The organism is Pelagovum pacificum (genome assembly GCF_016134045.1).
In the GTDB taxonomy this organism is placed as follows: domain Bacteria; phylum Pseudomonadota; class Alphaproteobacteria; order Rhodobacterales; family Rhodobacteraceae; genus Oceanicola; species Oceanicola pacificus_A.
Map to the genome: position 1 here is coordinate 877,131 of NZ_CP065915.1, position 21,820 is coordinate 898,950.

A 21,820-nucleotide genomic window follows, 5' to 3' on the forward strand; every position below is an offset into this window, starting at 1 on the left:
TCGCTCATGTCCGGACCTCCGCGTCCTTGAGGATGATCCGGCCCTTCGCGCGGCCCGAGCTCGCATTGAAGGCGACGGCGATCAGGATCGCGCTGCCCGAGATGGCGAGTTGCCAGAAGGGCGAGATGTTGATGACCGGCAGCGCGTTCTTCACCACGCCGAGGAACAGCGCGCCGAGCAGCGCGCCACTGACCGAGCCAATCCCCCCGGCGATGGAAATGCCGCCGATCACGCAGGCCGCCACGACCTCCAGCTCGAAGCCACCGGCGATGTCGACGTAGGCCACCGCGTAGCGCGCGACCCAGAGGTAGCCGGTCAGCCCGGCGAGCGCGCCCGACAGCACGAAGGCGAAGAACTGCGTCCGCCCGACATCGATGCCGGTGTAGACCGCCGCGTTCGGGTTTCCGCCGACCGCGAAGATCGACCGGCCGAGCGCGGTGCGCGACATCATCAGCCCGAACACCGCCACGGCGAGGATCGCCACCCACGACAGCACCGGCAGGCCGAGCAGCTCGGTCCGGGGCAGGCCGGTGAAGGCGCCGCTCATCTCGTGGCTGTTCACCCACTTGCCGCCCGAGATCAGGAAGATGATGCCCCGGTAGATCGTCATGGTGCCGAGCGTCACGACGATCGGCGGGATCCTCAGCTTCCAGACGAGGATGCCGTTGAACGCGCCCATCACCGCACCGAGCACCAGCGCGACGGCGAGGATCACCGGGATCGGCATGCCGGGATAGGCGACGTTCAGCATGGCGCAGACCATGCCGCTCAGCGCGAGGTTCGCCGCGACGGAGAGGTCGATGCAGCGGGTCAGGATCACGACCATCTGCCCGAGGGCGAGGATGATAAGCGGCGCGGTGTCGTTGAACACGCGGGCGAGGTTGGCCGGCTCGATGAAGCCCGGAAACCGGACCGAGATCAGGCCCAGCAGGATGACGATCGCCGCGCCGAGGATCGCCTCGCGCAGCGGGAAGGTATGGCGGAGCTGTTTCATGCGGCCTCCGTTCCGGCACCGATGCCGGCGGCGTGGCGCACCAGCGTCTCGGGGGAAAGATCGTCGCGGTCGAGCTCGGCCGCGATGCGGCCGTCGCGCATGACGATGACACGGTCGGACATGCCGATGACCTCCGGAATTTCGGAGCTGACCATGATGACCGACAGCCCCTCTGCGGCGAGTTCCGCCATGAACTCATGGACCGCCGCCTTGGAGCCGATGTCGATGCCCTTGGTCGGCTCGTCGAGGATGATGACCTGCGGCTTCGTCGCGAGCCACTTGGCGATGACGACCTTCTGCTGGTTGCCGCCCGACAGGTTCCCGACGTCCTGGTCGAGCGCGGCTGCCCGCAGGTCGAGCCGGCGGGAATAGTCGCGGGCGAGCTTGAACTCCTCCGCCATGCGCAGGAAGCCGGAGCGTGACGTCCGCGACAGCGAGGGCAGGGTGACGTTCTGCACGATCGGCAGCCCGATGATCGCGCCCTGCCGGCCCCGGTCCTCGGGGACATAGACGATGCCCGCCCCGATCGCGTCGGCCGGCGAGCGGATCGCCTTCGCGCTGCCGCCGAGCGTCAGTGTCCCGCCCGAGGGCCGGGTGATGCCGAACAGCGCCTGCATAAGCTCCGACCGGCCAGCGCCGACGAGGCCGTAGAAGCCGAGGATCTCGCCGCGCCTGAGCGTGAAGGAGATGTCGGCGAACTCGGTCGGGTGAGCGTAGTCGCTGACGACCAGCACTTCGTCCCCGGCGGAACTGTCACGCTCGGGGAAGATCTGCTCGACCGAACGACCGACCATCATCCGCACGAGCGTGTCCTCGTCGATGTCGCCGATGCGTCCGTCTCCGACGAAGGCGCCGTCGCGGAACACGGCGTAGCGGTCGGCGATGCGGAAGATCTCGTCGAACTTGTGAGAGATGAAGAGGATCGCCTTGCCCTGCGCCTTGAGGCTCTCGATCAGCTCGTAGAGCTCGGTGATCTCCTTGTGGGACAGCGCGGCGGTGGGTTCGTCCATGATGACCACGCGGGCGTCGACCGACAGGGCGCGGGCGATCGCGACGAGGTGCTTGCTGGCGATGCCGAGCTCGCGCAGCCGGGTCTCGGGCGCGAAGGGCGCATCGACGGAGCGGAGCAGCGCGGCGGCATCGCGGTTCATGCGGGCACGGTCGATCAGGCCGAACCGGGTCCGGGGCGCATGACCGATGTAGATGTTCTCGGCCACCGACAGCTCGTCGAAGAGCACGGTTTCCTGGTGGATGGCGGTGATGCCGGCGGCGGTGGCGGCATTGGCGCTGTCGAGCGTGACCGGCGCGCCGTCGATGCGGATCGTGCCGGCGTCGGGCTGGTAGATGCCGGTCAGGATCTTCACGGTCGTGGACTTGCCTGCGCCGTTCTCTCCCACCAGTGCGGTGACTTCGCCGGGATAGAGGTCGAGCCGGACGGAATCGAGCGCCTTCACGCCGGGGAAGACCTTGGTGATGTCGTCCATCGACAGGATCGGGGTGGGGTCCGACATGGGGCATTGTCCACTGGGAGAGGGGGTAGGATGGGTCGGTGACCCATCCTACGTCTGCCGACTTCAGAAGATGTCCTTGAAGTCGTCGATGTTGCTGGCGTCGTAGACGAACGGATCGGCCATCGCGCCTTCGTTGTTGTCGTCGAGCGTCAGCGTGCCCATCCGGCCCATCGGTATCTCCGCGCCCGGCTCCGCCTCGGCCACGTCGGTGGCGAGGTTGTAGGCGAGCATCGTGGCGGAATAGCCGAGGTCGATCGGGTTCCAGATCGCGAAGCTCTTGGACGCACCGCTTTCGATCGCGCCGGCCATCTCGGACGGCAGGCCGAGGCCGGTGACGTTCACTTCACCCACCTTGCCGGCGTCGACCACGGCCTGTGCGGCAGCGACGATCCCGACGGAGGTCGGCGCGATGATCGCGTCGAGGTCCGGATAGCTCTGCATCAGGCCCTGGGCTTCGCGGTAGGACTTGTCGGCAAGGTCGTCGCCATAGACCGTCGCCACCACCTCGATGTCGGGATAGTCGCCCATCACCTTGTTCATCTCCTCGATCCAGATGTTCTGGTTCGTGGAGGTGGTGGTCGCCGACAGCACCGCCACGTCGCCGCCCTCGGGCAGTTCATCGGCGGCGAGCTTGATGATCATGTTGCCGATCAGCGCGTTGCTTGACGGGTTGAGGTGCAGCTCCCGGCCGGCGGGTGCGACACCGCTGTCCCACGAGATCACGGTGATGCCGCGCTGCATGGCCCGCTCCAGGGCAGGAACCAGCGCGTCGGTGTCGTTGGCGGAAACCGCGATCGCGTCGACCTGCTGGGCGATCAGCGAGTTGATGACCTCGATCTGGCCCTCTGCGGTCGTGTCGGTGGGGCCGGTGTAGATGATCTCCACGTTGCCGAGTTCGGCGGCGGCTTCCTCTGCGCCCTCCGCGGCGGCCTCGAAGAAGCCGATGCCGAGCGCCTTGGCGACGAGCGCGATGCGCACTTCGTCCTGTGCCATGGCCGGTCCGGCCACCATGACGGCCGCAAGCGCTGCCGTCGTCGTCAGTCTATTTAGTGCACTCATCTTGTCCTCCCTTGAGTGTACGTTTTCCTCTGGTCGTCTCAGGACGCGGCCTCCGCCCTCCTTCCGCCGGCTTCGGCCACGATCAGACGGATCTCCGCGGCATCGAGCATCGCGGCGGTCCGGTCGTCTATTCCGTCATCGGTGATGAGCACGTCGATCCGCGACAGCGGGCAGAGCACGAGGCTCGACCGGTTCGCGAATTTCGAGCTGTCCACCAGCACGACCAGTTCCTCCGCCTGGCCGATGAGCTTCTGTTCCGCCTGGATCAGCAGGGGGTCCTGCTCCATCAGGCCGAGCGGCCCGATCCCCTGCGCGCCCATGAACATCCGGCGGGCATAGAAATTGCGCGTCACGTCGTTCTCGAACGGCGAGAGCACGATGTTCTGTTCGCGGTAGATGATCCCGCCTGAAAGCAGCACCGTGTTGCGGCTGTTCTTCAGCAGGTGTTCGGCGATCGGGAAGGAGTTGGTGAAGACCTGCAACTGCCGCGTCGCGAGCGGGTGCACCATCTGGAAGGTGGTCGTGCCGCCGTTAATGATGATCGGTTCGCCGTCGTCGCAGAGTTCCGCGGCCGCCGCGGCGATCGCCTGCTTTTCCGAGATGTTCATCGTCTCGTTGACCGAGAACGGCCGCCCCGCGAGGCCCGCGAACGGCGCGGAGGCGATTGCTTCGGCCCCGCCGCGCACCCGGCGCAGCCGCTTCAGCCGGTCGAGCGTGTTGATGTCGCGCCGGATCGTTGCCTCGGACGCACCGGTGAGGGCGCAGAGGTCGACCACCGTGACGAGCCCGCGATCCTGCACGGCCGACAGGATGATCCTCTGCCTGTCTTTCTCGTGCATCTGGCCTCCCCTCCAAGTTCCAGCCATCTGGTCCGAGTCGCGACAAGTTGTCAATCATGTTCCGTCATGTTCGATCGTTTGCAGGCGCAGCATGATCGAACGTGATCGGTAGTGATTGACTTCGGAGCGTGTCAGGCGCACGGTCGCGCCGACAAAGCGCCGGACCGACGCGCCAGGAGGAGACACCCGATGAGCCAGCCCGCCACCCCCGATCGCCTTGAGAACAAATGGGATTCCGCGCGGGCTGACGGCATGACGGAGCCCGAGAAGCTGCTCTATCGGTCCAACCTGCTCGGCTCGGACAAGAGAATCACGAACTACGGCGGCGGCAACACGTCCGCCAAGGTCAGCCAGAAGGACCCGCTCACCGGCGAGACGGTCGAGGTGCTCTGGGTGAAGGGGTCCGGCGGGGACGTCGGCTCCATCGGGATGGACGGCTTCGCGACGCTGTACATGGACAAGTTGAACGCGCTGAAGGGGCTTTATCGCGGGGTGGAATACGAGGACGAGATGGTCGGCTACCTGCCGCACTGCACGTTCAACCTGAACCCGCGCGCGGCCTCGATCGACACGCCGCTGCATGCCTACGTGCCGAAGAAGCACGTGGACCATATGCACCCCGACGCGATCATTGCCATCGCGGCGGCCAACGACAGCAAAGCCCTGACGCAGCAGATTTTCGGCGACGAGATCGGCTGGCTGCCCTGGAAGCGGCCCGGCTACGAACTGGGACTTTGGCTCGAGGATTTCTGCAGAAAGAACCCCGAGGCGAAGGGCGTCGTGCTGGAAAGCCACGGCCTATTCACCTGGGACGACGACGCCAGGGCCTGCTACGAGCTGACGCTCGAGATCATCCAGAAGGCCTCCGACTGGTTCGTCGAGCAGACCGCCGGCAAGGAAGCCTTCGGCGGAGCGGCGCACCAGAGCCTGTCCGCCGACGACCGCCGCGCGGCTGCGGCGACGCTGATGCCGGCGATCCGGGGCTTCGTGTCGGGCAACCAGCACATGGTCGGCCACTTCACCGACAGCGACGCAGTGCTCGAATTCGTCAACGCCCGGGACATGCCGCGCCTCGCCGCGCTGGGCACCTCCTGCCCGGATCACTTCCTGCGCACCAAGATCCGCCCGCTCGTCGTCGATTTCGACCCGGCCAAGCCGGACGTCGCCGCCACCGTCGCTGGCCTGTCCGATGCAATCGCGGCCTATCGCGACGATTACGCCGCCTATTACGGGCGCTGCAAACGCGACGATTCCCCCCCGATGCGGGACCCGAACGCGGTCGTCTACCTCGTGCCCGGTGTCGGCATGATCACCTTCGCCAAGGACAAGGCGACAGCCCGGATCTCGGGTGAGTTCTACGTCAACGCCATCAACGTGATGCGGGGCGCCGACGCGGTCTCCGAGTACCAGGGCCTGCCGGAGCAGGAAGCCTTCGACATCGAGTACTGGCTGCTCGAGGAGGCGAAGCTCCAGCGCATGCCCAAGCCGAAGTCGATGGCTGGCCGTGTCGCGCTCATCACCGGCGGGGCCGGGGGGATCGGGTCGGCCACGGCCGAGCGCTACCTGCGCGAAGGCGCCTGCGTCATGCTCGCCGACATCGACGACGGCGCGCTGGCGAAGACGGCCGAACAGCTGTCCGGCCTCTTCAGCCAGGATGTCGTGCGCACGGTGAACATGAACGTCACCGACGAGGACGCGGTCGCGGCGGCCTATACCGAGGTTTCGGCCGAGTTCGGCGGCATCGACATCCTCGTCTCCAACGCCGGCATCGCGAGCTCCGCGCCGGTCGAGGAGACGACGCTCGACCTCTGGAACAAGAACATGTCGATCCTGTCGACAGGCTATTTCCTCGTCAGCCGGGAGGCCTTCAAGGTGATGAAGGCGCAAGGCATCGGCGGCGCGATTGTGTTCGTCGCCTCCAAGAACGGCCTTGCCGCCTCGCCGAACGCCTCGGCCTACTGCACGGCGAAAGCGTCGGAAATCCACCTCGCCCGCTGCCTCGCGCTGGAAGGCGCGCCGGACGGCATCCGCGTGAATGTGGTGAACCCGGACGCCGTGCTGAAGGGATCGAAGATCTGGGAAGGCGAGTGGCTGGAACAGCGCGCCGGCACCTACAATACCGACAAGGAGGGGCTGGAGGAGATGTATCGCAACCGCTCCATGCTGAAGCGCTCGGTCCTGCCCGAGGACATTGCCGAGGCGGCCTACTTCCTTGCCTCCGACCTGTCGGCCAAGTCGACCGGCAACATCATCAACGTGGACGCCGGCAACGTTCAGGCTTTCACGCGCTGATCGGGAGAGGGCCCTTGTTCTCGCTGGAAGGTCAGACGGCGCTGGTCGTCGGCATCGCGAACGAAAACTCCATCGCCTGGGGCTGCGCGAAGGCGCTCCGGGCGCAGGGGGCGCGCGTGGCGGTCACCTATCTGAACGCCAAGGCGGAGCCTCATGTCCGGCCCCTCGCCGAGGAACTCGGGGCCGATCTGATCCTGCCGCTCGACGTGTCGAAACCCGGTGAGCTGGAGGCGGTCTTCGAGGCGGTGACGGATCACTGGGGCAAGCTCGATACGGTGCTGCACTCGATCGCCTTCGCTCCGAAGGAGGACCTGCATGGCCGGGTCGTCGATTGCTCGGCCGAGGGGTTCGGCATGGCGATGGACATCTCCGTCCATTCGTTCCTGCGAATGATCCGGCTGGCGGAGCCGCTGATGCCCGACGGCGGCACCTGCATGACGGTGTCCTTCTACGGATCGGAGAAGGCCGTCGAACATTACAACATCATGGGCCCGGTGAAGGCGGCGCTGGAAAGCGCCACCCGCTACGTCGCCGCCGAGCTCGGACCGAAGGGCATCTCGGTCCACGCGCTGTCGCCCGGACCGCTCGCCACCCGCGCGGCCAGCGGCATCGGCCATTTCGACGAGTTGCTGGCCCGCGCCGCGGAGCGCGCGCCGACCCGGCAGCTCGCCACCATCGACGACGTCGGCGCCTATTGCGCCTTCCTCGCCAGCCCCGAGGCCCGGCGCGTCACCGGCACCGTGCCGGTGATCGACGGCGGCTACTCGATCGTCGGCTGAGAGGACGAAACAACACCGGCCGCCGGAGAGGGGCGGGCCGCATGGGAGGAAAGACATGATCGACAAGTCCATCATCGAGGCCGGAAACGCGGCCCGCGCCGCCGATCTCGCCGTCGATTACGACACGCTCGGAGAGCGGCTCGACCGGCGCGGGATCGACATCAACGCCATCAAGGACAAGATCGCCGCTTTCGGTGTCGCCATCCCGAGCTGGGGCGTCGGCACGGGCGGAACCCGCTTCGCCCGCTTTCCCGGACCAGGCGAGCCGCGCGACATCTTCGACAAGCTCGCCGATTGCGGCGTCATCCAGCAGCTGACCCGCGCCACGCCGTCGGTGTCGCTGCACATCCCCTGGGACATCGCCCCGGCAGAGGACCTGCTGTCCCGCGCCGAGGAGGCGGGCCTCACCTTCGACGCGATGAACTCCAACACGTTCCAGGATCACGAGGATCATCCGCTCAGCTACAAGTACGGATCCCTCTCGCACACGGACGCCGCGACCCGCAGCCAGGCGGTAGACCACAATATCGAGTGTATCGAGCTGGGCGAGAAGATCGGCTCCAAGGCACTGACGATCTGGGTCGGGGACGGCTCCAACTTCCCGGGTCAGAGCAACTTCACTCGTCAGTTCGAGCGGTATCTCGACTCCGCCAGGGTGATCTACGACCGCCTTGCGGACGACTGGACGCTGCTAACCGAGCACAAGATGTACGAGCCGGCGTTCTACTCGACCGTCGTGCAGGACTGGGGCACGAACCTTCTGATCGCGCAGCAGCTCGGCGAGAAGGCGAAGTGCCTCGTCGACCTCGGCCACCACGCGCCGAACGTGAACATCGAGATGATCGTCGCGCGGCTGAACCAGTTCGGCAAGCTCGGCGGCTTCCACTTCAACGACAGCAAGTACGGCGACGACGATCTCGATGCCGGCAGCATCGATCCCTACCGCCTGTTCCTCGTCTTCAACGAACTGGTCGAGGCCGAAGCCGATCCCGACTTCGACCCCATGCATATGCTGGACCAGAGCCATAACGTCACCGATCCGATCGAGAGCCTGATGATCTCGGCCACCGAGGTGCAGCGCGCGTACGCGCAGGCGCTGCTCGTGGATCGTGCCGCGCTGGGTGGCTTCCAGCAGGAGAACGACGCGCTGATGGCGACGCTGACGCTGAAGCAGGCGTTCCGGACGGATGTCGAGCCGATCCTCGCGATGGCCCGGCAGGAGACGGGCGGCGCCATCGACCCCGTCGCCGCCTACCGCGAAGCCTGCTACCGCGCCGCCGTCGCCGAAGAGCGCCCGGCCGTCAGCGGCGCGGGCGGCGGGATCGTCTGAGTCCGTTCCTCCTAAGCGATGTTGCGGAGCACAGGCGAAGACGGCTGCGCCTTCGCCGGCCGATTTTGCGGCTAACGAGTAGATCGTAGGGTGTGGGAGCCGAAGGGCTCCCGCACCACTCTCCCGGCGCGTGGACCAAAGGCCAAAGGCCGCCGCGCCATCGCCGGGCCGCCGCCGGCGATGGCGATTGGTTGAGGCGCCGCGCAACGCCAAAGTCCCGCGGGCTTGCTCGAAAAAATCGAGCTGTCCACCCCCCCCCCCGGATCGCCGTACCGGGCCGTCGATGACTCCGCTACCGACCTCACCGCCCCCTGTCACGAAACCTTAACGCCACTGTCACGTGCCAGTGGTCTGGCGACTGTAGCGAGCCACCCAGCAAGCACCGGGGGGGCGAATGCTTCAGATTGATAGCCTGACCAAGCGGTTCGGGTCCGCCACGGCGGTCGACAAGGTCACCGTAAAGGTGGACCGGCCGATCATGATCGGCATCATCGGGGCTTCCGGCGCGGGCAAGTCGACGTTGCTGCGGATGCTCAACCTGCTCGAGCGGCCGACCGAAGGGGTAATCACCTTCGAGGGTCGTCAGGTCAGCGGGCTCACCGGCAGGGCCGCGCGGGGCTGGCAGGCCGAGTGCGCGATGATCTTCCAGCAGTTCAACCTCGTGCCCCGGATGGACGTGGTCAGCAACGTGCTGCACGGCACGCTCTACCGTGCCGGCACCCTGCGTGCGCTCACCGCGATGTGGCCCGATGCCGACATCCGCCGCGCCATCGACATCCTCGCCCGGCTCGGGATCGAGGAGCAGGCCGCCAAGCGCGCCGAGGCGCTGTCGGGCGGTCAGCAGCAGCGCGTCGCCATCGCTCGCGCGCTGATGCAGAATCCGAAGATCATCCTGGCCGACGAGCCGATCGCCTCGCTCGACCCGATGAACGCGCAGATCGTGATGCAGGCGCTGCGCACGATCCACGAGGAGGATGGCCGGACGGTCATCTGCAACCTGCACACGCTCGACACCGCGCGGCGCTACTGCGACCGCGTGATCGGGATGAAGCAGGGCCGCGTCGTGTTCGACGGCACCCCCGAACAGCTCACCACCGGCGTCGCCCGCGACATCTACGGCGCCGACGCGTCCTTCTCCGAGGACGCCACCTCCACCGAGATCCGCGACACCACCGCCGACGCCATCCGCGAGGCGAAGGCCGCGGTCTGATCCACTTACACGCCGGGACCGGGACAGGGCCGGCGCCAACCCGAAGGAGAGAAAGATGACCTTCAAGACCACCATCCTGACACTCGCCGCGACCACCGCGCTGGCCTCCGGCGCGCTCGCCCAGGAGCTCGACGAGTTCAACATCGGCGTGCTTGGCGGCGAGAACGCCCAGGACCGCATGACGGCCAACCAGTGCCTCGCCGACTATGCGTCCGAGGCGCTCGGCGTGCCGGTGAACATCTTCACCCCGGCCGACTACAACGGCGTGATCCAGGGCCTGCTCGGCGGCACGCTCGACATGGCCTGGCTCGGCGCCTCCAGCTACGCCGCGATCTACCTGCAGGACCCCGAGGCCGTGACGCCGGTGCTGGTGAAGACCAACCTCGACGGGTCCTTCTCCTACCATTCGATCGGTTTCGCCCGCGCCGACAGCGGCATCACCAGCCTCGAGGACATGGAAGGCAAGGTCTTCGGCTTCGGCGATCCGAACTCCACCTCCGGCTACCTGATCCCCTCCGTCGAGATCCCGCAGTCGGGTGAGTCCATCACCATGGAGCCGGGCGAGTACTTCGAGGACGTCGTCTTCACCGGCGGTCACGAGCAGACCATCGTTGCGGTCAACAACGGCGACGTCGACGGCGGCGTGACCTGGGCCGACGGCCTCGGCAACTGGGAAGACGGCTACAACTCCGGCGCGCTGCGCAAGGCGTCCGATGCCGGCATCGTGGACATGAACGACCTCGTCGAGATCTGGCGCTCCAAGCCGATCCCGGAAGGCCCGGTCGTGCTGCGCACGGCACTGCCGGAAGACGTCCAGGCGACCATGGTCGAGCTCGTCGAGACCCTGCACGAGACCGACCCCGACTGCGCCTACGGCGTCGCGGCCGGTGAGACGGCGGGCTTCCAGCCGATCAGCCACGAGGCCTACGAGACCATCGTCGAAGTGCGCCAGCGCGAGATCGGCGGCTGAGGGCGATCCCCTCACCCTGCCCCTCTCCCCCGAGGGGAGAGGGGAAGTCGGCCCGGTTCGGTCAGTTGTGCGGGGCAGGGACCGCACCATCCCGCACGACCGAAACGAGGGACCGACTGACCACCCCAACCACCCCGCACCGCATGGCCCTCTCCCCCCGGGGGAGAGGGTTGGGTGAGGGGCCCTGCCACAACCCAACCACCCCGCGCCACCAAAGCCCTCTCCCCCCGGGGGAGAGGGTTGGGTGAGGGGAGCCACCCCAACCCCGCCAACCGATCAGAGGCCCGATGACCACCGCCACGATCCACGACAGCTACCTCGCCGAGGTCCGCACCCGTCGCCTCTGGTCGTCGGTGGCGGCGCTGCTTTTCGTCCTGCTGTTCCTCGGCGGTTTCATGATCGCCGACGAGCGCAACGCCGGTGGCTTCTGGCCCGGTATCCCGCACATCCTCGATTTTCCCGCCGACGTTCTCGCCGAAGCGTCGGAGCAATGGCGCAGCTTGCCGGGGCTGATCGCCGAGGCGTTCCCCGCCCTGATCGAGACGGTGAACATCGCCGGCGCCTCCACGCTGATCGGCGGGCTTGCGGGCGCGGTGATCGCGCTGCTCGTCACGCGTGGCCTCGCGCCCGCGCCGTGGGCCGTCGCGCCGCTGCGCCGGCTGCTCGACATCCTGCGCGCGCTGCCGGAACTCGTCATCGCGCTGGTCCTGATCTTCGTGCTCGGCGGCGGGCCGATTCCGGCAATGATCGCCATCGCGCTGCACACCGTCGGCGCGCTCGGCAAGCTGTTCTCCGAAGTCGCCGAGAATGCCTCGCTTCGCCCGGTCGAGGGACTGCGGTCCGTCGGGGCGACCTGGAGCCAGCGGATGATGCTCGGCATCCTGCCGCAAGTCGCGCCGAACTGGCTGAGCTATGCCCTCCTGCGGTTCGAGATCAACATCCGTGCCTCCGCCATCCTCGGCTTCGTCGGGGCAGGGGGGATCGGCTACGACCTGCGCAACGCCATGTCCTTCGGCCCCGGCAAGTTCGCCGAGGCGGCGGCGATCTTCGTCCTGCTCTTCGCCACGATCGTGATCGTCGACCAGACCGGAAGCGCCCTGCGCAACCGCCTCACGAAGGGAGCCGCGACATGACCGACACCACCGCCGCCTTCACCACCGCGCGCGCCGGTCTGCGTCGGTCGCAGCTCTGGATCTTCGGCGTTCCGGCGCTGGTGCTGGCCTATCTCGTCTATGTCTTCTTCGCCTTCGACACGCCACGCGTGCTGGCGGAGGCGGACGGTGAGAACGGCGCGATCCTGCTTGCCGACATGGTCAGCTACAAGGTCCACGTCACCCGCGACAACGGCTCGGGCGATGTCGAGTACGCCATCGAGGGCGAGCGCAAGGGTCGCTATCCCGCCGGCGAGAGCCCGGGCTGGGTCACCCCGGCCACAGCGCCGGCGGGCGAGACGCTGATCGACCTCGGCGACAGTCACCTCGTGCGGCTTTTCGGTGAGGGCGGGCTGCGTTACGACGTGCCGGGCTACGGCGTGATCGAGGCGAAGGCCTCCCGCTCCGGCGGGGTCGAGGCCAGCTATCCCGACGGTCCGCTGCCCGACTGGATCAACGCCTCCGGCAACCGGGTCGCGATCACCACCGACGCGGGCCGGGTCAACATCACCCGCGCCCGGACCGAGGTGATGCGGTATTTCCCGGGGTGGGAGCTGTTCTTCTTCACCCTCGACAGCCCCTATTCCGGCCTGTCCTTCGGGCAGCTTGCGGCGGCGGCCTTCGGCGGAGAGGCCGGGGCGATCTGGTCGGACTTCTGGAACAACGACATGTGGCGCCACAAGGAGGTGGTCTGGGCGATCTTCGAGACGATCCTCATGGCCTTCATCGGCACCGCCGGCGCGGCGCTTATCGCGCTGCCGACCGCGTTCCTCGCGGCCCGCAACTTCGCCCCGCTCGGCATCTTCCGGCAGGCGACGCGGCGGCTCTACGATTTTCTCCGGGGTGTGGACGGTCTGATCTGGACGGTGATCCTGTCGCGCGCCTACGGGCCGGGGCCGCTGACCGGCGCGCTTGCCATCATGTTCACCGATACCGGCACCTTCGGAAAGCTGTTTTCCGAGGCGCTCGAGAACGTGGACGAGAAGCAGATCGAGGGCGTGCGCTCCACCGGCGCGGGGCCGCTCGCCCGGGCCCGCTACGGCGTGATCCCGCAGATCGTGCCGGTGCTGCTGAGCCAGGTGCTCTACTACCTCGAGTCGAATACCCGCTCGGCCACCGTGATCGGCGCAATCACCGGAGGCGGGATCGGGCTCCTGCTGACGCAGGCGATCATCACACAGAAAGACTGGGAAGAGGTCACCTATTACATCATCCTGATCGTGCTGATGGTCTTCCTGATGGACGCGCTGTCCGGCTGGTTGCGGCGGCGGCTGATCTCGGGCGGCGGGGCCACGGACTGACATTCGAATCCGGCGGCGTGTCCGGTATCGGTGACGAGTCGGTTGACCGACAGCTGGCCGCAACCGGGCATCGGTTCGTTCGCCGGACAATCGTCCACTGTCGGACAGGGGATGCGAAACCGTCGGTCGAGGGACATCAGATGAACGGGAGTCCGAAAATGGACAGGTCACCACTCGCACAGGGGAGATCCTGACATGGCCCGCCTTCAGGCCGACCGGCCCCTTCTTTCATCCCGAGTGCGAGATCGATGACGACAGCCGCTTCGGCGCCTTCGTCGAGATCGGGCGCGGCTCGCGTATCTCGAACAGCCACTTCGGCGATTACTCCTACTGCGACCGCTTCGCCGATATCGCCAATGCGCGGATCGGCAAGTTCTCCAACATCGCCGCCAGTGCGCGGATCGGGGCGACGGATCACCCGATGGAGAAGGCGTCGCTCCATCACTTCCACTATCGCTCGGACGATTACTGGGACGATGCGGACCGGGACGAGGATTGGTTCGCCCGCCGCCGTGCGCGGCTCGCACATATCGGGCATGACACCTGGATCGGCGCGATGGCGATGGTGAAGCCCGGGGTAACGGTCGGTCACGGTGCGGTGGTCGCCGCCGGCGCGGTCGTCACCAGGGACGTGCCGCCCTACACCATCGTCACCGGGGTTCCCGCCGCGCCGCTTCGGCGCAGGCTGTCCGCCGATACCGAAGCCCGTCTGATGGCGCTCGCTTGGTGGGACTGGGATCACGCGACACTGCGCGAGCGGCTGGAGGATTTCCGACAGCTGTCCGCCGAGGCGTTCCTCGACCGTTACGAGTGATCGAGGGTGAGCGTCACCCGTTCGCCCACGAAGAACGTCTGTCCGTATTCGATCGGTCGGCCGGTCGTGTCGACGTTGATGCTCTCGGAGTGGATCAGTGCCGCGCCGGGGCGGATCTCCAGCCGTGCCGCCTGCGCCGCATCGGCCGTGACGCCGCTGATGCGGGTCGAGGTCCGCACGTAGTCCGGCACACCGCAGAGGCGGAGCGCCTCGGTCACGGAATGAACGCGGGCCAGCGCGTCGGCCATGCCGGGAAGCCGGTCGGTGGGAAAGATGCTGGTGAAGAGCGCGATCGGGCTGCCGTCGGACAGGCTGATCCCGTCGGACGCGACGACGGTCTCGGTCTCGTCCAGTCCCAGGGCTGCGGCCTCGACCGGGCGGGCAGGGCGCGTCTCGATCAGGGTGAAGCGTTTCTCGGGCAGGCGTCCGGCTGCCTCGATATTGCGGTGAAACCGGACCCTGCGGCCAAGTTGATAGTCCGTCGAGCGTGGCGCGACATAGACCCCGGCCCCCCGGCGCGAGCGGACGAGACCCTCATCGGCCAGCGCCGCGAGACCGCGACGCACGGTGTGACGGTTGACGCCGAAACGATCGGCGAGTTGCGCCTCCGTCGGCAGCCGGTCACCGGGGCGTCGTGCGCCCTCGGCGATCTCGGCCCGCAGCGCCGCGGCGATGGCCGCCCAGATCGGTTGCTCTGTCATAAAGAATTCACTGGCACTTCGATGCCGTCTTGTCTAGTTGTTGATTCAAAATTGTCTAGTTGTTGAGTCGCCATGACACGTGCCGACGATATGGGTCTCCTGGCCCGCGCCATTCCGGAAAGCCTCGCCTCCGCACTGGAGGCAGTCGGGGATCTGCCGAGCCACGACTGGCTGCGCCCGCCCGAGAGCGGCACCGTGATGATGCGCGGTCGCACCGGCGGGACCGGCGCGCCGTTCAACCTTGGCGAAGTGACGGCGACGCGCTGTGCCCTGCTATTGGCCGACGGGACGGAGGGACATGCCTTCGTGCAGGGCCGTGACCGGGAGCATGCGACGCGGGCCGCGCTGGTCGATGCGTTGTTGCAGGGCGCCCGCGCCGACGACGTGCGGCGCGCAGTTATCGAGCCGCTGGCCAGAGAAGAGGCTGAACGGCGGCAAAAGACCGCCGCGAAGGCCGAGGCGACACGTGTCGAGTTCGAGACACTCGTCCGGGGAGAGGACTGATGGCGCGCGCTCCCGGCTTTGCCGACCCGGCCCGAGATTCCGCCCGGGCGTTCCGCATCATCATGCAGGCGATGGCCCGACCCGGCGAAATCCACAGCCTTCCGGGTCACGCCCCTGAAGGTCTGTCGGTCGCAGCTGCGCAGGTCCTGCTAACGCTTGCCGATCCCACGACGCCGGTCTCCTTTCGCGGAGATGCGGTGACGGCGCGGGACTGGCTCCTGTTCCACACCGGAGCGCCCGAGGCCGACGCAGCCGAGGCGACTTTCGCTGTCGGAGCCTGGCCGGACCTGCTGCCGGTCGCCGACTACCCGGTCGGCACGCCGGACTATCCCGACCGGTCGGCCACGCTTGTCGTCGAAGTCGACCACCTGTCCCCTGACGGGCCCGTGTTGGTCGGCCCAGGCATTCGCGACACCGTGCGGCTGCGCCTGCCCGACACCGACGTGCTGGCCCGCAACGCGGCGCTCTATCCGCAGGGGCTCGACCTGATCCTGACCTGCGGCGACCGCCTGGCGGCGGTGCCGCGCTCCACCCGACTGAAGGAGGCCGACTGATGTATGTCGCGGCAAAAGGCGGCGAAGAGGCGATCGCGGCGGCGCATGCATGGCTTGCCGAGTGCCGGCGGGGCGACCGCTCCGTGCCCGCGCTGACCTCCGAGCAGGTCGCCGGGCAGCTCACGCTCGCCGTGGCGCGGGTGATGTCGGAAGGGTCGCTCTATGACGAAGCGCTGGCGGCGCTTGCCGTGCGGCAGGCGCGGGGCGATCTGATCGAGGCGATTTTCCTCGTGCGGGCCTATCGCACCACGCTGCCGCGTCTCGGCGCCTCTGCGCCGATCGACACCGGCGCGATGCTCTGCGAGCGGCGCGTCTCGGCCACCTTCAAGGACATTCCCGGCGGGCAGGTCCTGGGGCCGACGTTCGACTACACGCACCGGCTGCTCGACTTCGCGCTCGCGGCCGGGGATGAGGACGCCGCGGCGCGGATGGCGGAGGCCGCTCCGGATGTGCGGCCCCGCGTGTCCGACCACCTCGGGCGGGAAGGGGTGCTGCGGGCCGAGCCCGACAGCGCTGACGAGCCGGCCGACCTGACCCGTGCCCCGATGGAGCTGCCTGCGTCGCGGCCCCTCAGGCTGCAGGCGCTGGCGCGCGCCGACGAGGGCTTCCTGCTCGGCCTCGCCTATTCGACGCAGCGCGGCTACGGGCGGACCCACGCCTTCGTCGGAGAACTTCGCGTTGGTGCGGTCGAGGTCGAAGTGGATATCCCCGAGCTCGGCTTCTCCGTCGCCTTTGCCGAGATCGTCGTGACCGAATGCGAGACGGTGAACCAGTTCACCGGCTCCCGGCAGGAGCCCGCGCAGTTCACGCGCGGCTACGGGCTGGTGCTGGGCCGATGCGAGCGGAAGTCGATTTCGATGTCGCTGGTCGACCGGGCGCTGCAATGGCGCGAGCTCGGCGAGGACAATGTCGGTGCCCCCGCGCAGGACGAGGAATTCGTGCTGATGCACGGAGACAATATCCAGGCGACGGGATTTCTCGAACATATCAAGCTGCCGCATTACGTGGATTTCCAGGCGGAGCTGGAGCTGATCCGGCGTATCCGGCGGGAGGCTGGGGCGTGAGCGGGTCGCTGGCCCCTCACCCAACCCTCTCCCCCGAGGGGAGAGGACTTTTGTTGCGCCTTGGTGATTGGGGGTGGGGTGCTGGCCCTCACCCAACCCTCTCCCCCGGGGGGAGAGGGCTTTTGTTGCGCTTTGGTGATTGGGGGTGGGGTGCTGCCCCTCACCCAACCCTCTCCCCCGGGGGGAGGGGGCTTTTGTTGCGCTTTGGTGATTGGGGGGCGGGTGCTGCCCCTCACCCAACCCTCTCCCCCAAGGGGAGAGGGCTATGTCGCGCGGCTTGCGTAGGTACGGTCAGCCGGGGCGACCGTATCGAACCGAGCGCCGGAACCCTCTCCCCCCGGGGGAGAGGGCAGGGTGAGGGGGTCGTTCATCACTCCGAAACCCGGCTCGCCCTAGAAGAGGGCGATGCGGCAGACCGACCTCTCAACCTCGCGCGCGCGACAAATGCGGCAGGACATGACGCCGGCGGAGCGCCTGCTCTGGTATCACCTCCGCAACCGTCGGCTCTTGGGGCTGAAGTTCCGCCGACAGACGCCGCTCGGACCCTTCATCGCGGATTTCTACTGTGCCGAGGCCCGGTTGGTGGTCGAAGCGGACGGGGGCGGTCACGGCACGCCGCGGGACGGGTGGCGGGACGCATGGCTCGGCCAGCAGGGGATCGCCACGCTGCGGCTCTGGAACAACGACATATTGCCCGATCCGGGCCCGGCGCTGACCCGTATCGCGGAGGTCGCGCGCGCCCGGATCTGAGAGGTGCGCCATGACCGACTACAACTTCGCCTACCTCGATGAAGCAACCAAGAAGATGATCCGGCGTGCGATCCTCAAGGGGCTCGCGATTCCCGGCTACCAGGTGCCTTTCGCGAGCCGCGAGATGCCCATGCCCTACGGCTGGGGCACCGGCGGCGTGCAGGTCACCGCGGCCTGCCTCACGCCCGAGGACCGGCTCAAGGTCATCGACCAGGGGGCCGACGATACGACGAACGCGGTCTCGATCCGCTCGTTCTTCGCGAAGGTCGCAGAGGTCGAGACGACGACGCGCACGCGGGATGCGACGGTGATCCAGACGCGCCACCGCATTCCCGAGACGCCGTTGAGCGAGGACCAGATCCTCGTCTACCAGGTGCCGATCCCCGAGCCGCTGCGCTTTCTGGAGCCGCGCGAGGCGGAGACCCGGCGCATGCATGCGCTCGAGGAATACGGGCTGATGCATGTGAAGCTCTACGAGGACATCGCGCGCCATGGCAACATCGCCACCGCCTACGCCTACCCCGCGCTGGTGAACGGGCGGCATGTCTTCGACCCCTCGCCGATCCCGCGCTTCGACAATCCCAAGCTCGAAAGCCCGGCGATCCAGCTGTTCGGCGCTGGCCGGGAGCAGCGCATCTACGCGCTGCCGCCCTGGACCCGGGTGGAGAGCCTCGATTTCGAGGATCACCCGTTCGAGGCGTCGCGGGCCGACGGGACCTGCGCCCTCTGCGGGGCGACGGACAGTTACCTGGACGAGATCGTGGCCGACGACCGTGGCACCCGGCGGTTCCAGTGCTCGGACACCGACTACTGCATGGAGCGCCGCCAATGACCGCCCTGGCCATGACCGAAGAAAGCCCGCTGCTGCAGGTGCGGGGGCTGACGAAGTCCTACGGTGGCCGGACCGGCTGCCGGGACATCGCCATGGAGGTCTATCCGGGCGAAGTGCTCGGCATCGTGGGTGAGAGCGGGTCGGGCAAGTCCACGCTGTTGTCCTGCATCGCCGGTCACCTCGCGCCGGACGCCGGTATCATCGGCTATGAGGGGCGGGACGTGCTGGCGCTGTCCGAGCCGGAGCGGCGGCGGCTGATGCGCACCGACTGGGCCTTCATTCACCAGCACGCGCGGGACGGTCTGCGGATGAACGTCTCGGCCGGCGGCAATGTCGGCGAACGGCTGATGGCGGGCGGGGCGCGGCATTACGGGCAGATCCGGCAGTCTGCGGAGGATTGGCTCGACCGGGTCGAGATCGACGCGGCCCGGATCGACGACCGTCCGACGGCCTTCTCGGGGGGCATGCAGCAGCGGTTGCAGATCGCGCGGGGTCTCGTCACAGGGCCGCGGCTCGTGCTGATGGACGAGCCGACGGGCGGGCTCGACGTCAGCGTGCAGGCGCGGCTGCTGGACCTGTTGCGCGGGCTGGTGCGGCGGATGGGGCTGGCGGTCGTGATCGTCACTCACGACATCGGCGTGGTGCGGCTGCTGGCCGACCGGTTGATGGTGATGCGCCACGGCAGCGTCGTCGAGGCGGGGCTGACCGACCGGGTGCTCGACGATCCGCAACATGAATATACCCAGCTGCTGGTCAGCTCGGTGCTGCCGACATGAGGGACGCGATGATCCGAGTCGACAATGTCTCGAAAGACTTCGTGCTCCATGCGCAGGGCGGGGCGGTCATCCCAGTGCTGCGCGGCGCGCAGCTGTTGGTTGCGGCGGGTGAATGCGTCGCCCTGACCGGCGCGTCGGGGTCGGGGAAGTCCACGCTGCTCCGGTTGATCCAGGGCAACTACGCGCCGGGGGCGGGGATGATCGAAGTCGCGGGGCTCGACCTTGCGACCGCGTCGCCGCGCCAGGTCTCTGCCCTGCGGCGGGACCGGATGGGCTACGTCTCGCAGTTCCTGCGGGTCGTCCCTAGGGTGCCGGCGCTCGACGTGGTGGCCGAACCGCTGCTGACGCTCGGCACGGACGAGGCGGAGGCGCGCGACAAGGCGGCGGACCTGCTCGGACGGCTGAACCTGCCGGAGCGGCTCTGGTCGCTGTCGCCCACGACCTTTTCGGGTGGGGAGCAGCAGCGGGTGAACATCGCGCGCGGCTTCGTCCATCCCTACCCGGTGCTGCTGCTGGATGAGCCGACGGCCTCGCTCGACCCGGTGAATCGCGCGGTTGTGATTGCCATGATGCAGGAGGCGAAGGCCAGGGGCGCGGCGCTGGTCGGCATCTTCCACGATGCCGAGGCGCGGTCGGCGATCGCCGACCGCGAGGTCGACGTCTCCGTCTTCGCGCCGGAGGCGGCATGAGCGGCTGGCTGATCGGAGTGGTCGGGCCGTCGGGTGTCGGCAAGGACAGCCTGATCGCTGCGCTGGCCGAGGCGCGGCCCCGCTGGCAGGTGGTGCGTCGCGCGGTGACGCGGGAGGCGGACGAGACCGAACCGTTCGAGCCGATGAGCCGGGCGACATTCGACCGGCGCGCAGCCGCTGGGAACTTCGCCCTGCAGTGGGAGGCGCACGGGCTCTGCTACGGCATACCGTCCGATGTGCCGGCCCGGGTGCGGGCGGGCGACGTGGTCATCGCGAACCTCTCTCGTGGCATCCTTGAAGACGCCCTCGCCACGGTGCCGTCGCTGATCGTGCTGTCGGTCACGGCGCCGGCGGACGTGCTGGCCAAACGCCTCGGCGCGCGGGGCCGGGAAACAGCGGAGGACATCGCGGCCCGCCTGTCGCGCCCCGCGCCGCCGCTGCCCGAGGGCTTACGGCTGGTGGAGGTCGACAACGGCGGCCCGTTGGAGCGGAGTTTGGCTGCCGCGCTCGACGGGCTGGAGAGAGCAATGACGGAAGGACATGTTCAATGAGCGGTGAGACGGTACTGGCCAACGCGCGGCTCGTCCTCGCGGACGAGATCGTGACCGGGTCGCTGGTCCTGCGGGACGACCGGATCGTCGAGGTCGGGCAGGGGCGTAGCGTTCCCGTCGGCGCGACCGACTGCGAAGGGGACCTGCTCTCGCCGGGACTGGTCGAACTGCATACCGACAACCTCGAGCGGCACCTGTCGCCGCGACCGGCGGTGGCCTGGCCGCACGACGCCGCGATCCTCGCGCATGATGCGGAACTGGCCGGCTGCGGGATCACCACCGTGTTCGACGCGCTGCGGGTCGGTGCGCTGCGTGACGCGGAGGGCGTGCGCGAAACGGCCTATGCAAGGGGTCTGGCCACCGAGCTGCAGGCGCTCTGGCGGGCGGGGGCGCTGCGCATCTCGCACCACGTTCACCTGCGGGCGGAGGTCTGTTCGCATACGCTGATCGAGGAGCTCGAAAGCTTCGGGCCGGATGACCGTGTCGGGCTGCTCAGCCTCATGGATCACACGCCGGGGCAGCGGCAATTCGCGGATGTCTCGAAGTACCGGCAGTACATGATGGGCAAGCACGCGATGGACGAAGCGATGTTCGAGCGCTTCGCGGCCCGGCTGGTCGACTTGCAGGCGGAGGTCGGGGCCGTCCACGAAGCGGCGGCAGTCGCGGCGGCGGGGCGGCTCGGCGCAACGCTGGCGAGCCACGACGATACGACGCCGGAGCACGTGATGGCGAGCGCCGGACAGGGCGCGCGGGTGGCGGAGTTCCCGACCACGCTCGCCGCGGCGGAGGCCTGCCGCGCGGCAGGCATCGCGGTGATGATGGGGGCGCCCAACATCGTGCGGGGCGGCTCGCACTCGGGCAACGTGGCCGCGGCGGAGCTGGCGCAGGCGGGGCTGCTCGACATTCTCAGCTCGGACTACGTGCCGGCGGCGCTGCTGACCGGCGCGATGATGTTGGCGCAACTGACCGGGGACCTGCCGGGGGCGCTGGCGACGGTGACCTCCGCCCCGGCGCGGGCGGTCGGGCTCGATGACCGGGGAGAGTTGGCCGGCGGCAAACGGGCCGACCTCGTACGGTTGCGGCTGGTCGGTGACATCGCGCGCCCGGTCTCGGTCTGGTCGGCGGGCCGGCGGGTCGCCTGAGAACAGA

The 21,820-nt window shown here is 68.1% G+C and carries 22 protein-coding genes; 17 read left to right on the plus strand and 5 right to left on the minus strand.

The features are described from left to right. Positions 1–4: 4 nt before the first annotated feature. The 4 genes from I8N54_RS04480 to I8N54_RS04495 all read right to left on the minus strand — a co-directional run bounded on the left by I8N54_RS04480 (position 5) and on the right by I8N54_RS04495 (position 4,403). The gene (locus I8N54_RS04480) at positions 5–994 is read right to left on the minus strand and encodes an ABC transporter permease (protein ID WP_140193713.1); all 990 of its coding nucleotides are present in this window, start codon (positions 992–994) and stop codon (positions 5–7) included. Next, positions 991–2,505 carry a sugar ABC transporter ATP-binding protein gene (locus I8N54_RS04485; RefSeq protein WP_140193712.1) on the minus strand — a complete coding sequence of 505 codons (1,515 nt, stop codon included), beginning with the start codon at positions 2,503–2,505 and terminating at the stop codon, positions 991–993. The genes I8N54_RS04480 and I8N54_RS04485 overlap by 4 nt, the downstream gene beginning before the upstream one ends. 63 nt (positions 2,506–2,568) lie before the next feature. After that, entirely contained in the window at positions 2,569–3,564 is a 996-nt protein-coding gene (gene rhaS / locus I8N54_RS04490) for a rhamnose ABC transporter substrate-binding protein (RefSeq protein ID WP_140193711.1), read from the minus strand. A gap of 38 nt (positions 3,565–3,602) precedes the next feature. After that, a complete protein-coding gene (locus tag I8N54_RS04495) occupies positions 3,603–4,403 on the minus strand; it encodes a DeoR/GlpR family DNA-binding transcription regulator (RefSeq protein WP_140193710.1) in 801 nt (266 codons plus the stop codon). Between the two features lie 189 nt (positions 4,404–4,592). Between I8N54_RS04495 and I8N54_RS04500 the strand changes: the two genes are divergently transcribed. The 8 genes from I8N54_RS04500 (at position 4,593) to I8N54_RS04535 (ending at position 14,250) form a co-directional block, all read left to right on the plus strand. Further along, positions 4,593–6,695 (plus strand): bifunctional rhamnulose-1-phosphate aldolase/short-chain dehydrogenase, encoded by a 2,103-nt coding sequence (locus I8N54_RS04500; protein WP_140193709.1) that lies wholly within the window; start codon positions 4,593–4,595, stop codon positions 6,693–6,695. Positions 6,696–6,709: 14 nt separating this feature from the next. After that, on the plus strand, positions 6,710–7,474 hold the full coding sequence (gene fabI, locus I8N54_RS04505) for an enoyl-ACP reductase FabI (protein ID WP_140193708.1): 765 nt from the start codon (positions 6,710–6,712) through the stop codon (positions 7,472–7,474). 55 nt (positions 7,475–7,529) lie between these two features. Next, positions 7,530–8,804, plus strand: coding sequence for an L-rhamnose catabolism isomerase (rhaI, locus tag I8N54_RS04510; protein ID WP_140193707.1), 1,275 nt, complete (start codon positions 7,530–7,532; stop codon positions 8,802–8,804). A 394-nt stretch (positions 8,805–9,198) separates the two neighbouring features. Next, positions 9,199–10,014, plus strand: coding sequence for a phosphonate ABC transporter ATP-binding protein (gene phnC / locus I8N54_RS04515; RefSeq protein WP_140193706.1), 816 nt, complete (start codon positions 9,199–9,201; stop codon positions 10,012–10,014). Between the two features lie 55 nt (positions 10,015–10,069). Beyond that, complete coding sequence (gene phnD, locus I8N54_RS04520) at positions 10,070–10,984, plus strand: phosphonate ABC transporter substrate-binding protein (RefSeq protein WP_140193705.1); 915 nt, start codon at positions 10,070–10,072, stop codon at positions 10,982–10,984. A 287-nt stretch (positions 10,985–11,271) separates the two neighbouring features. Beyond that, complete coding sequence (phnE, locus tag I8N54_RS04525; RefSeq protein WP_140193704.1) at positions 11,272–12,117, plus strand: phosphonate ABC transporter, permease protein PhnE; 846 nt, start codon at positions 11,272–11,274, stop codon at positions 12,115–12,117. Beyond that, entirely contained in the window at positions 12,114–13,436 is a 1,323-nt protein-coding gene (gene phnE / locus I8N54_RS04530; protein WP_140193703.1) for a phosphonate ABC transporter, permease protein PhnE, read from the plus strand. Before phnE (I8N54_RS04525) ends, phnE (I8N54_RS04530) begins: the two co-directional genes overlap by 4 nt. Positions 13,437–13,680: 244 nt before the next feature. Beyond that, the gene (locus tag I8N54_RS04535) at positions 13,681–14,250 is read left to right on the plus strand and encodes a DapH/DapD/GlmU-related protein (protein ID WP_332872168.1); all 570 of its coding nucleotides are present in this window, start codon (positions 13,681–13,683) and stop codon (positions 14,248–14,250) included. On the opposite strand, the gene phnF is transcribed toward I8N54_RS04535, so the two are convergent. Continuing rightward, positions 14,241–14,951, minus strand: a complete 711-nt coding sequence (gene phnF / locus I8N54_RS04540; RefSeq protein WP_140193701.1) for a phosphonate metabolism transcriptional regulator PhnF — start codon at positions 14,949–14,951, stop codon at positions 14,241–14,243. The two genes, I8N54_RS04535 and phnF, sit on opposite strands and share 10 nt — an antisense overlap. Positions 14,952–15,023: 72 nt before the next feature. Between phnF and phnG the strand changes: the two genes are divergently transcribed. The 9 genes from phnG (at position 15,024) to I8N54_RS04585 (ending at position 21,813) form a co-directional block, all read left to right on the plus strand. After that, positions 15,024–15,455 carry a phosphonate C-P lyase system protein PhnG gene (gene phnG, locus I8N54_RS04545; protein WP_140193700.1) on the plus strand — a complete coding sequence of 144 codons (432 nt, stop codon included), beginning with the start codon at positions 15,024–15,026 and terminating at the stop codon, positions 15,453–15,455. Beyond that, positions 15,455–16,009 carry a phosphonate C-P lyase system protein PhnH gene (gene phnH, locus I8N54_RS04550; RefSeq protein WP_140193699.1) on the plus strand — a complete coding sequence of 185 codons (555 nt, stop codon included), beginning with the start codon at positions 15,455–15,457 and terminating at the stop codon, positions 16,007–16,009. The genes phnG and phnH overlap by 1 nt, the downstream gene beginning before the upstream one ends. Next, on the plus strand, positions 16,009–17,073 hold the full coding sequence (locus tag I8N54_RS04555) for a carbon-phosphorus lyase complex subunit PhnI (RefSeq protein ID WP_140193698.1): 1,065 nt from the start codon (positions 16,009–16,011) through the stop codon (positions 17,071–17,073). The genes phnH and I8N54_RS04555 overlap by 1 nt, the downstream gene beginning before the upstream one ends. A 405-nt stretch (positions 17,074–17,478) precedes the next feature. Further along, complete coding sequence (locus I8N54_RS04560; RefSeq protein WP_140193697.1) at positions 17,479–17,823, plus strand: endonuclease domain-containing protein; 345 nt, start codon at positions 17,479–17,481, stop codon at positions 17,821–17,823. Positions 17,824–17,833: 10 nt separating this feature from the next. After that, positions 17,834–18,655 carry an alpha-D-ribose 1-methylphosphonate 5-phosphate C-P-lyase PhnJ gene (locus I8N54_RS04565; RefSeq protein ID WP_140193696.1) on the plus strand — a complete coding sequence of 274 codons (822 nt, stop codon included), beginning with the start codon at positions 17,834–17,836 and terminating at the stop codon, positions 18,653–18,655. Further along, positions 18,652–19,431, plus strand: a complete 780-nt coding sequence (phnK, locus tag I8N54_RS04570; protein ID WP_140193695.1) for a phosphonate C-P lyase system protein PhnK — start codon at positions 18,652–18,654, stop codon at positions 19,429–19,431. Before I8N54_RS04565 ends, phnK begins: the two co-directional genes overlap by 4 nt. A gap of 8 nt (positions 19,432–19,439) precedes the next feature. After that, a complete protein-coding gene (gene phnL / locus I8N54_RS04575; RefSeq protein WP_140193694.1) occupies positions 19,440–20,120 on the plus strand; it encodes a phosphonate C-P lyase system protein PhnL in 681 nt (226 codons plus the stop codon). Beyond that, positions 20,117–20,671 (plus strand): phosphonate metabolism protein/1,5-bisphosphokinase (PRPP-forming) PhnN, encoded by a 555-nt coding sequence (gene phnN / locus I8N54_RS04580; protein ID WP_140193693.1) that lies wholly within the window; start codon positions 20,117–20,119, stop codon positions 20,669–20,671. The genes phnL and phnN overlap by 4 nt, the downstream gene beginning before the upstream one ends. Then, positions 20,668–21,813 (plus strand): alpha-D-ribose 1-methylphosphonate 5-triphosphate diphosphatase, encoded by a 1,146-nt coding sequence (locus tag I8N54_RS04585; protein WP_140193692.1) that lies wholly within the window; start codon positions 20,668–20,670, stop codon positions 21,811–21,813. The genes phnN and I8N54_RS04585 overlap by 4 nt, the downstream gene beginning before the upstream one ends. Positions 21,814–21,820: the final 7 nt, after the last annotated feature.

Coding starts and splice junctions, on each gene's coding strand:
- rhaI (WP_140193707.1), top strand. CDS start 7,530: ATGATCGACAAGTCCATCATCGAGGCCGGAAACGCGGCCCGCGCCGCC.
- phnH (WP_140193699.1), top strand. CDS start 15,455: ATGGCGCGCGCTCCCGGCTTTGCCGACCCGGCCCGAGATTCCGCCCGG.
- phnE (WP_140193703.1), top strand. CDS start 12,114: ATGACCGACACCACCGCCGCCTTCACCACCGCGCGCGCCGGTCTGCGT.
- I8N54_RS04500 (WP_140193709.1), top strand. CDS start 4,593: ATGAGCCAGCCCGCCACCCCCGATCGCCTTGAGAACAAATGGGATTCC.
- I8N54_RS04560 (WP_140193697.1), top strand. CDS start 17,479: ATGCGGCAGACCGACCTCTCAACCTCGCGCGCGCGACAAATGCGGCAG.
- phnL (WP_140193694.1), top strand. CDS start 19,440: ATGATCCGAGTCGACAATGTCTCGAAAGACTTCGTGCTCCATGCGCAG.
- phnN (WP_140193693.1), top strand. CDS start 20,117: ATGAGCGGCTGGCTGATCGGAGTGGTCGGGCCGTCGGGTGTCGGCAAG.
- phnC (WP_140193706.1), top strand. CDS start 9,199: ATGCTTCAGATTGATAGCCTGACCAAGCGGTTCGGGTCCGCCACGGCG.
- phnE (WP_140193704.1), top strand. CDS start 11,272: ATGACCACCGCCACGATCCACGACAGCTACCTCGCCGAGGTCCGCACC.
- I8N54_RS04555 (WP_140193698.1), top strand. CDS start 16,009: ATGTATGTCGCGGCAAAAGGCGGCGAAGAGGCGATCGCGGCGGCGCAT.
- I8N54_RS04585 (WP_140193692.1), top strand. CDS start 20,668: ATGAGCGGTGAGACGGTACTGGCCAACGCGCGGCTCGTCCTCGCGGAC.
- phnK (WP_140193695.1), top strand. CDS start 18,652: ATGACCGCCCTGGCCATGACCGAAGAAAGCCCGCTGCTGCAGGTGCGG.
- I8N54_RS04480 (WP_140193713.1), bottom strand. CDS start 994: ATGAAACAGCTCCGCCATACCTTCCCGCTGCGCGAGGCGATCCTCGGC.
- phnD (WP_140193705.1), top strand. CDS start 10,070: ATGACCTTCAAGACCACCATCCTGACACTCGCCGCGACCACCGCGCTG.
- phnG (WP_140193700.1), top strand. CDS start 15,024: ATGACACGTGCCGACGATATGGGTCTCCTGGCCCGCGCCATTCCGGAA.
- rhaS (WP_140193711.1), bottom strand. CDS start 3,564: ATGAGTGCACTAAATAGACTGACGACGACGGCAGCGCTTGCGGCCGTC.
- I8N54_RS04565 (WP_140193696.1), top strand. CDS start 17,834: ATGACCGACTACAACTTCGCCTACCTCGATGAAGCAACCAAGAAGATG.
- phnF (WP_140193701.1), bottom strand. CDS start 14,951: ATGACAGAGCAACCGATCTGGGCGGCCATCGCCGCGGCGCTGCGGGCC.
- I8N54_RS04485 (WP_140193712.1), bottom strand. CDS start 2,505: ATGTCGGACCCCACCCCGATCCTGTCGATGGACGACATCACCAAGGTC.
- I8N54_RS04495 (WP_140193710.1), bottom strand. CDS start 4,403: ATGCACGAGAAAGACAGGCAGAGGATCATCCTGTCGGCCGTGCAGGAT.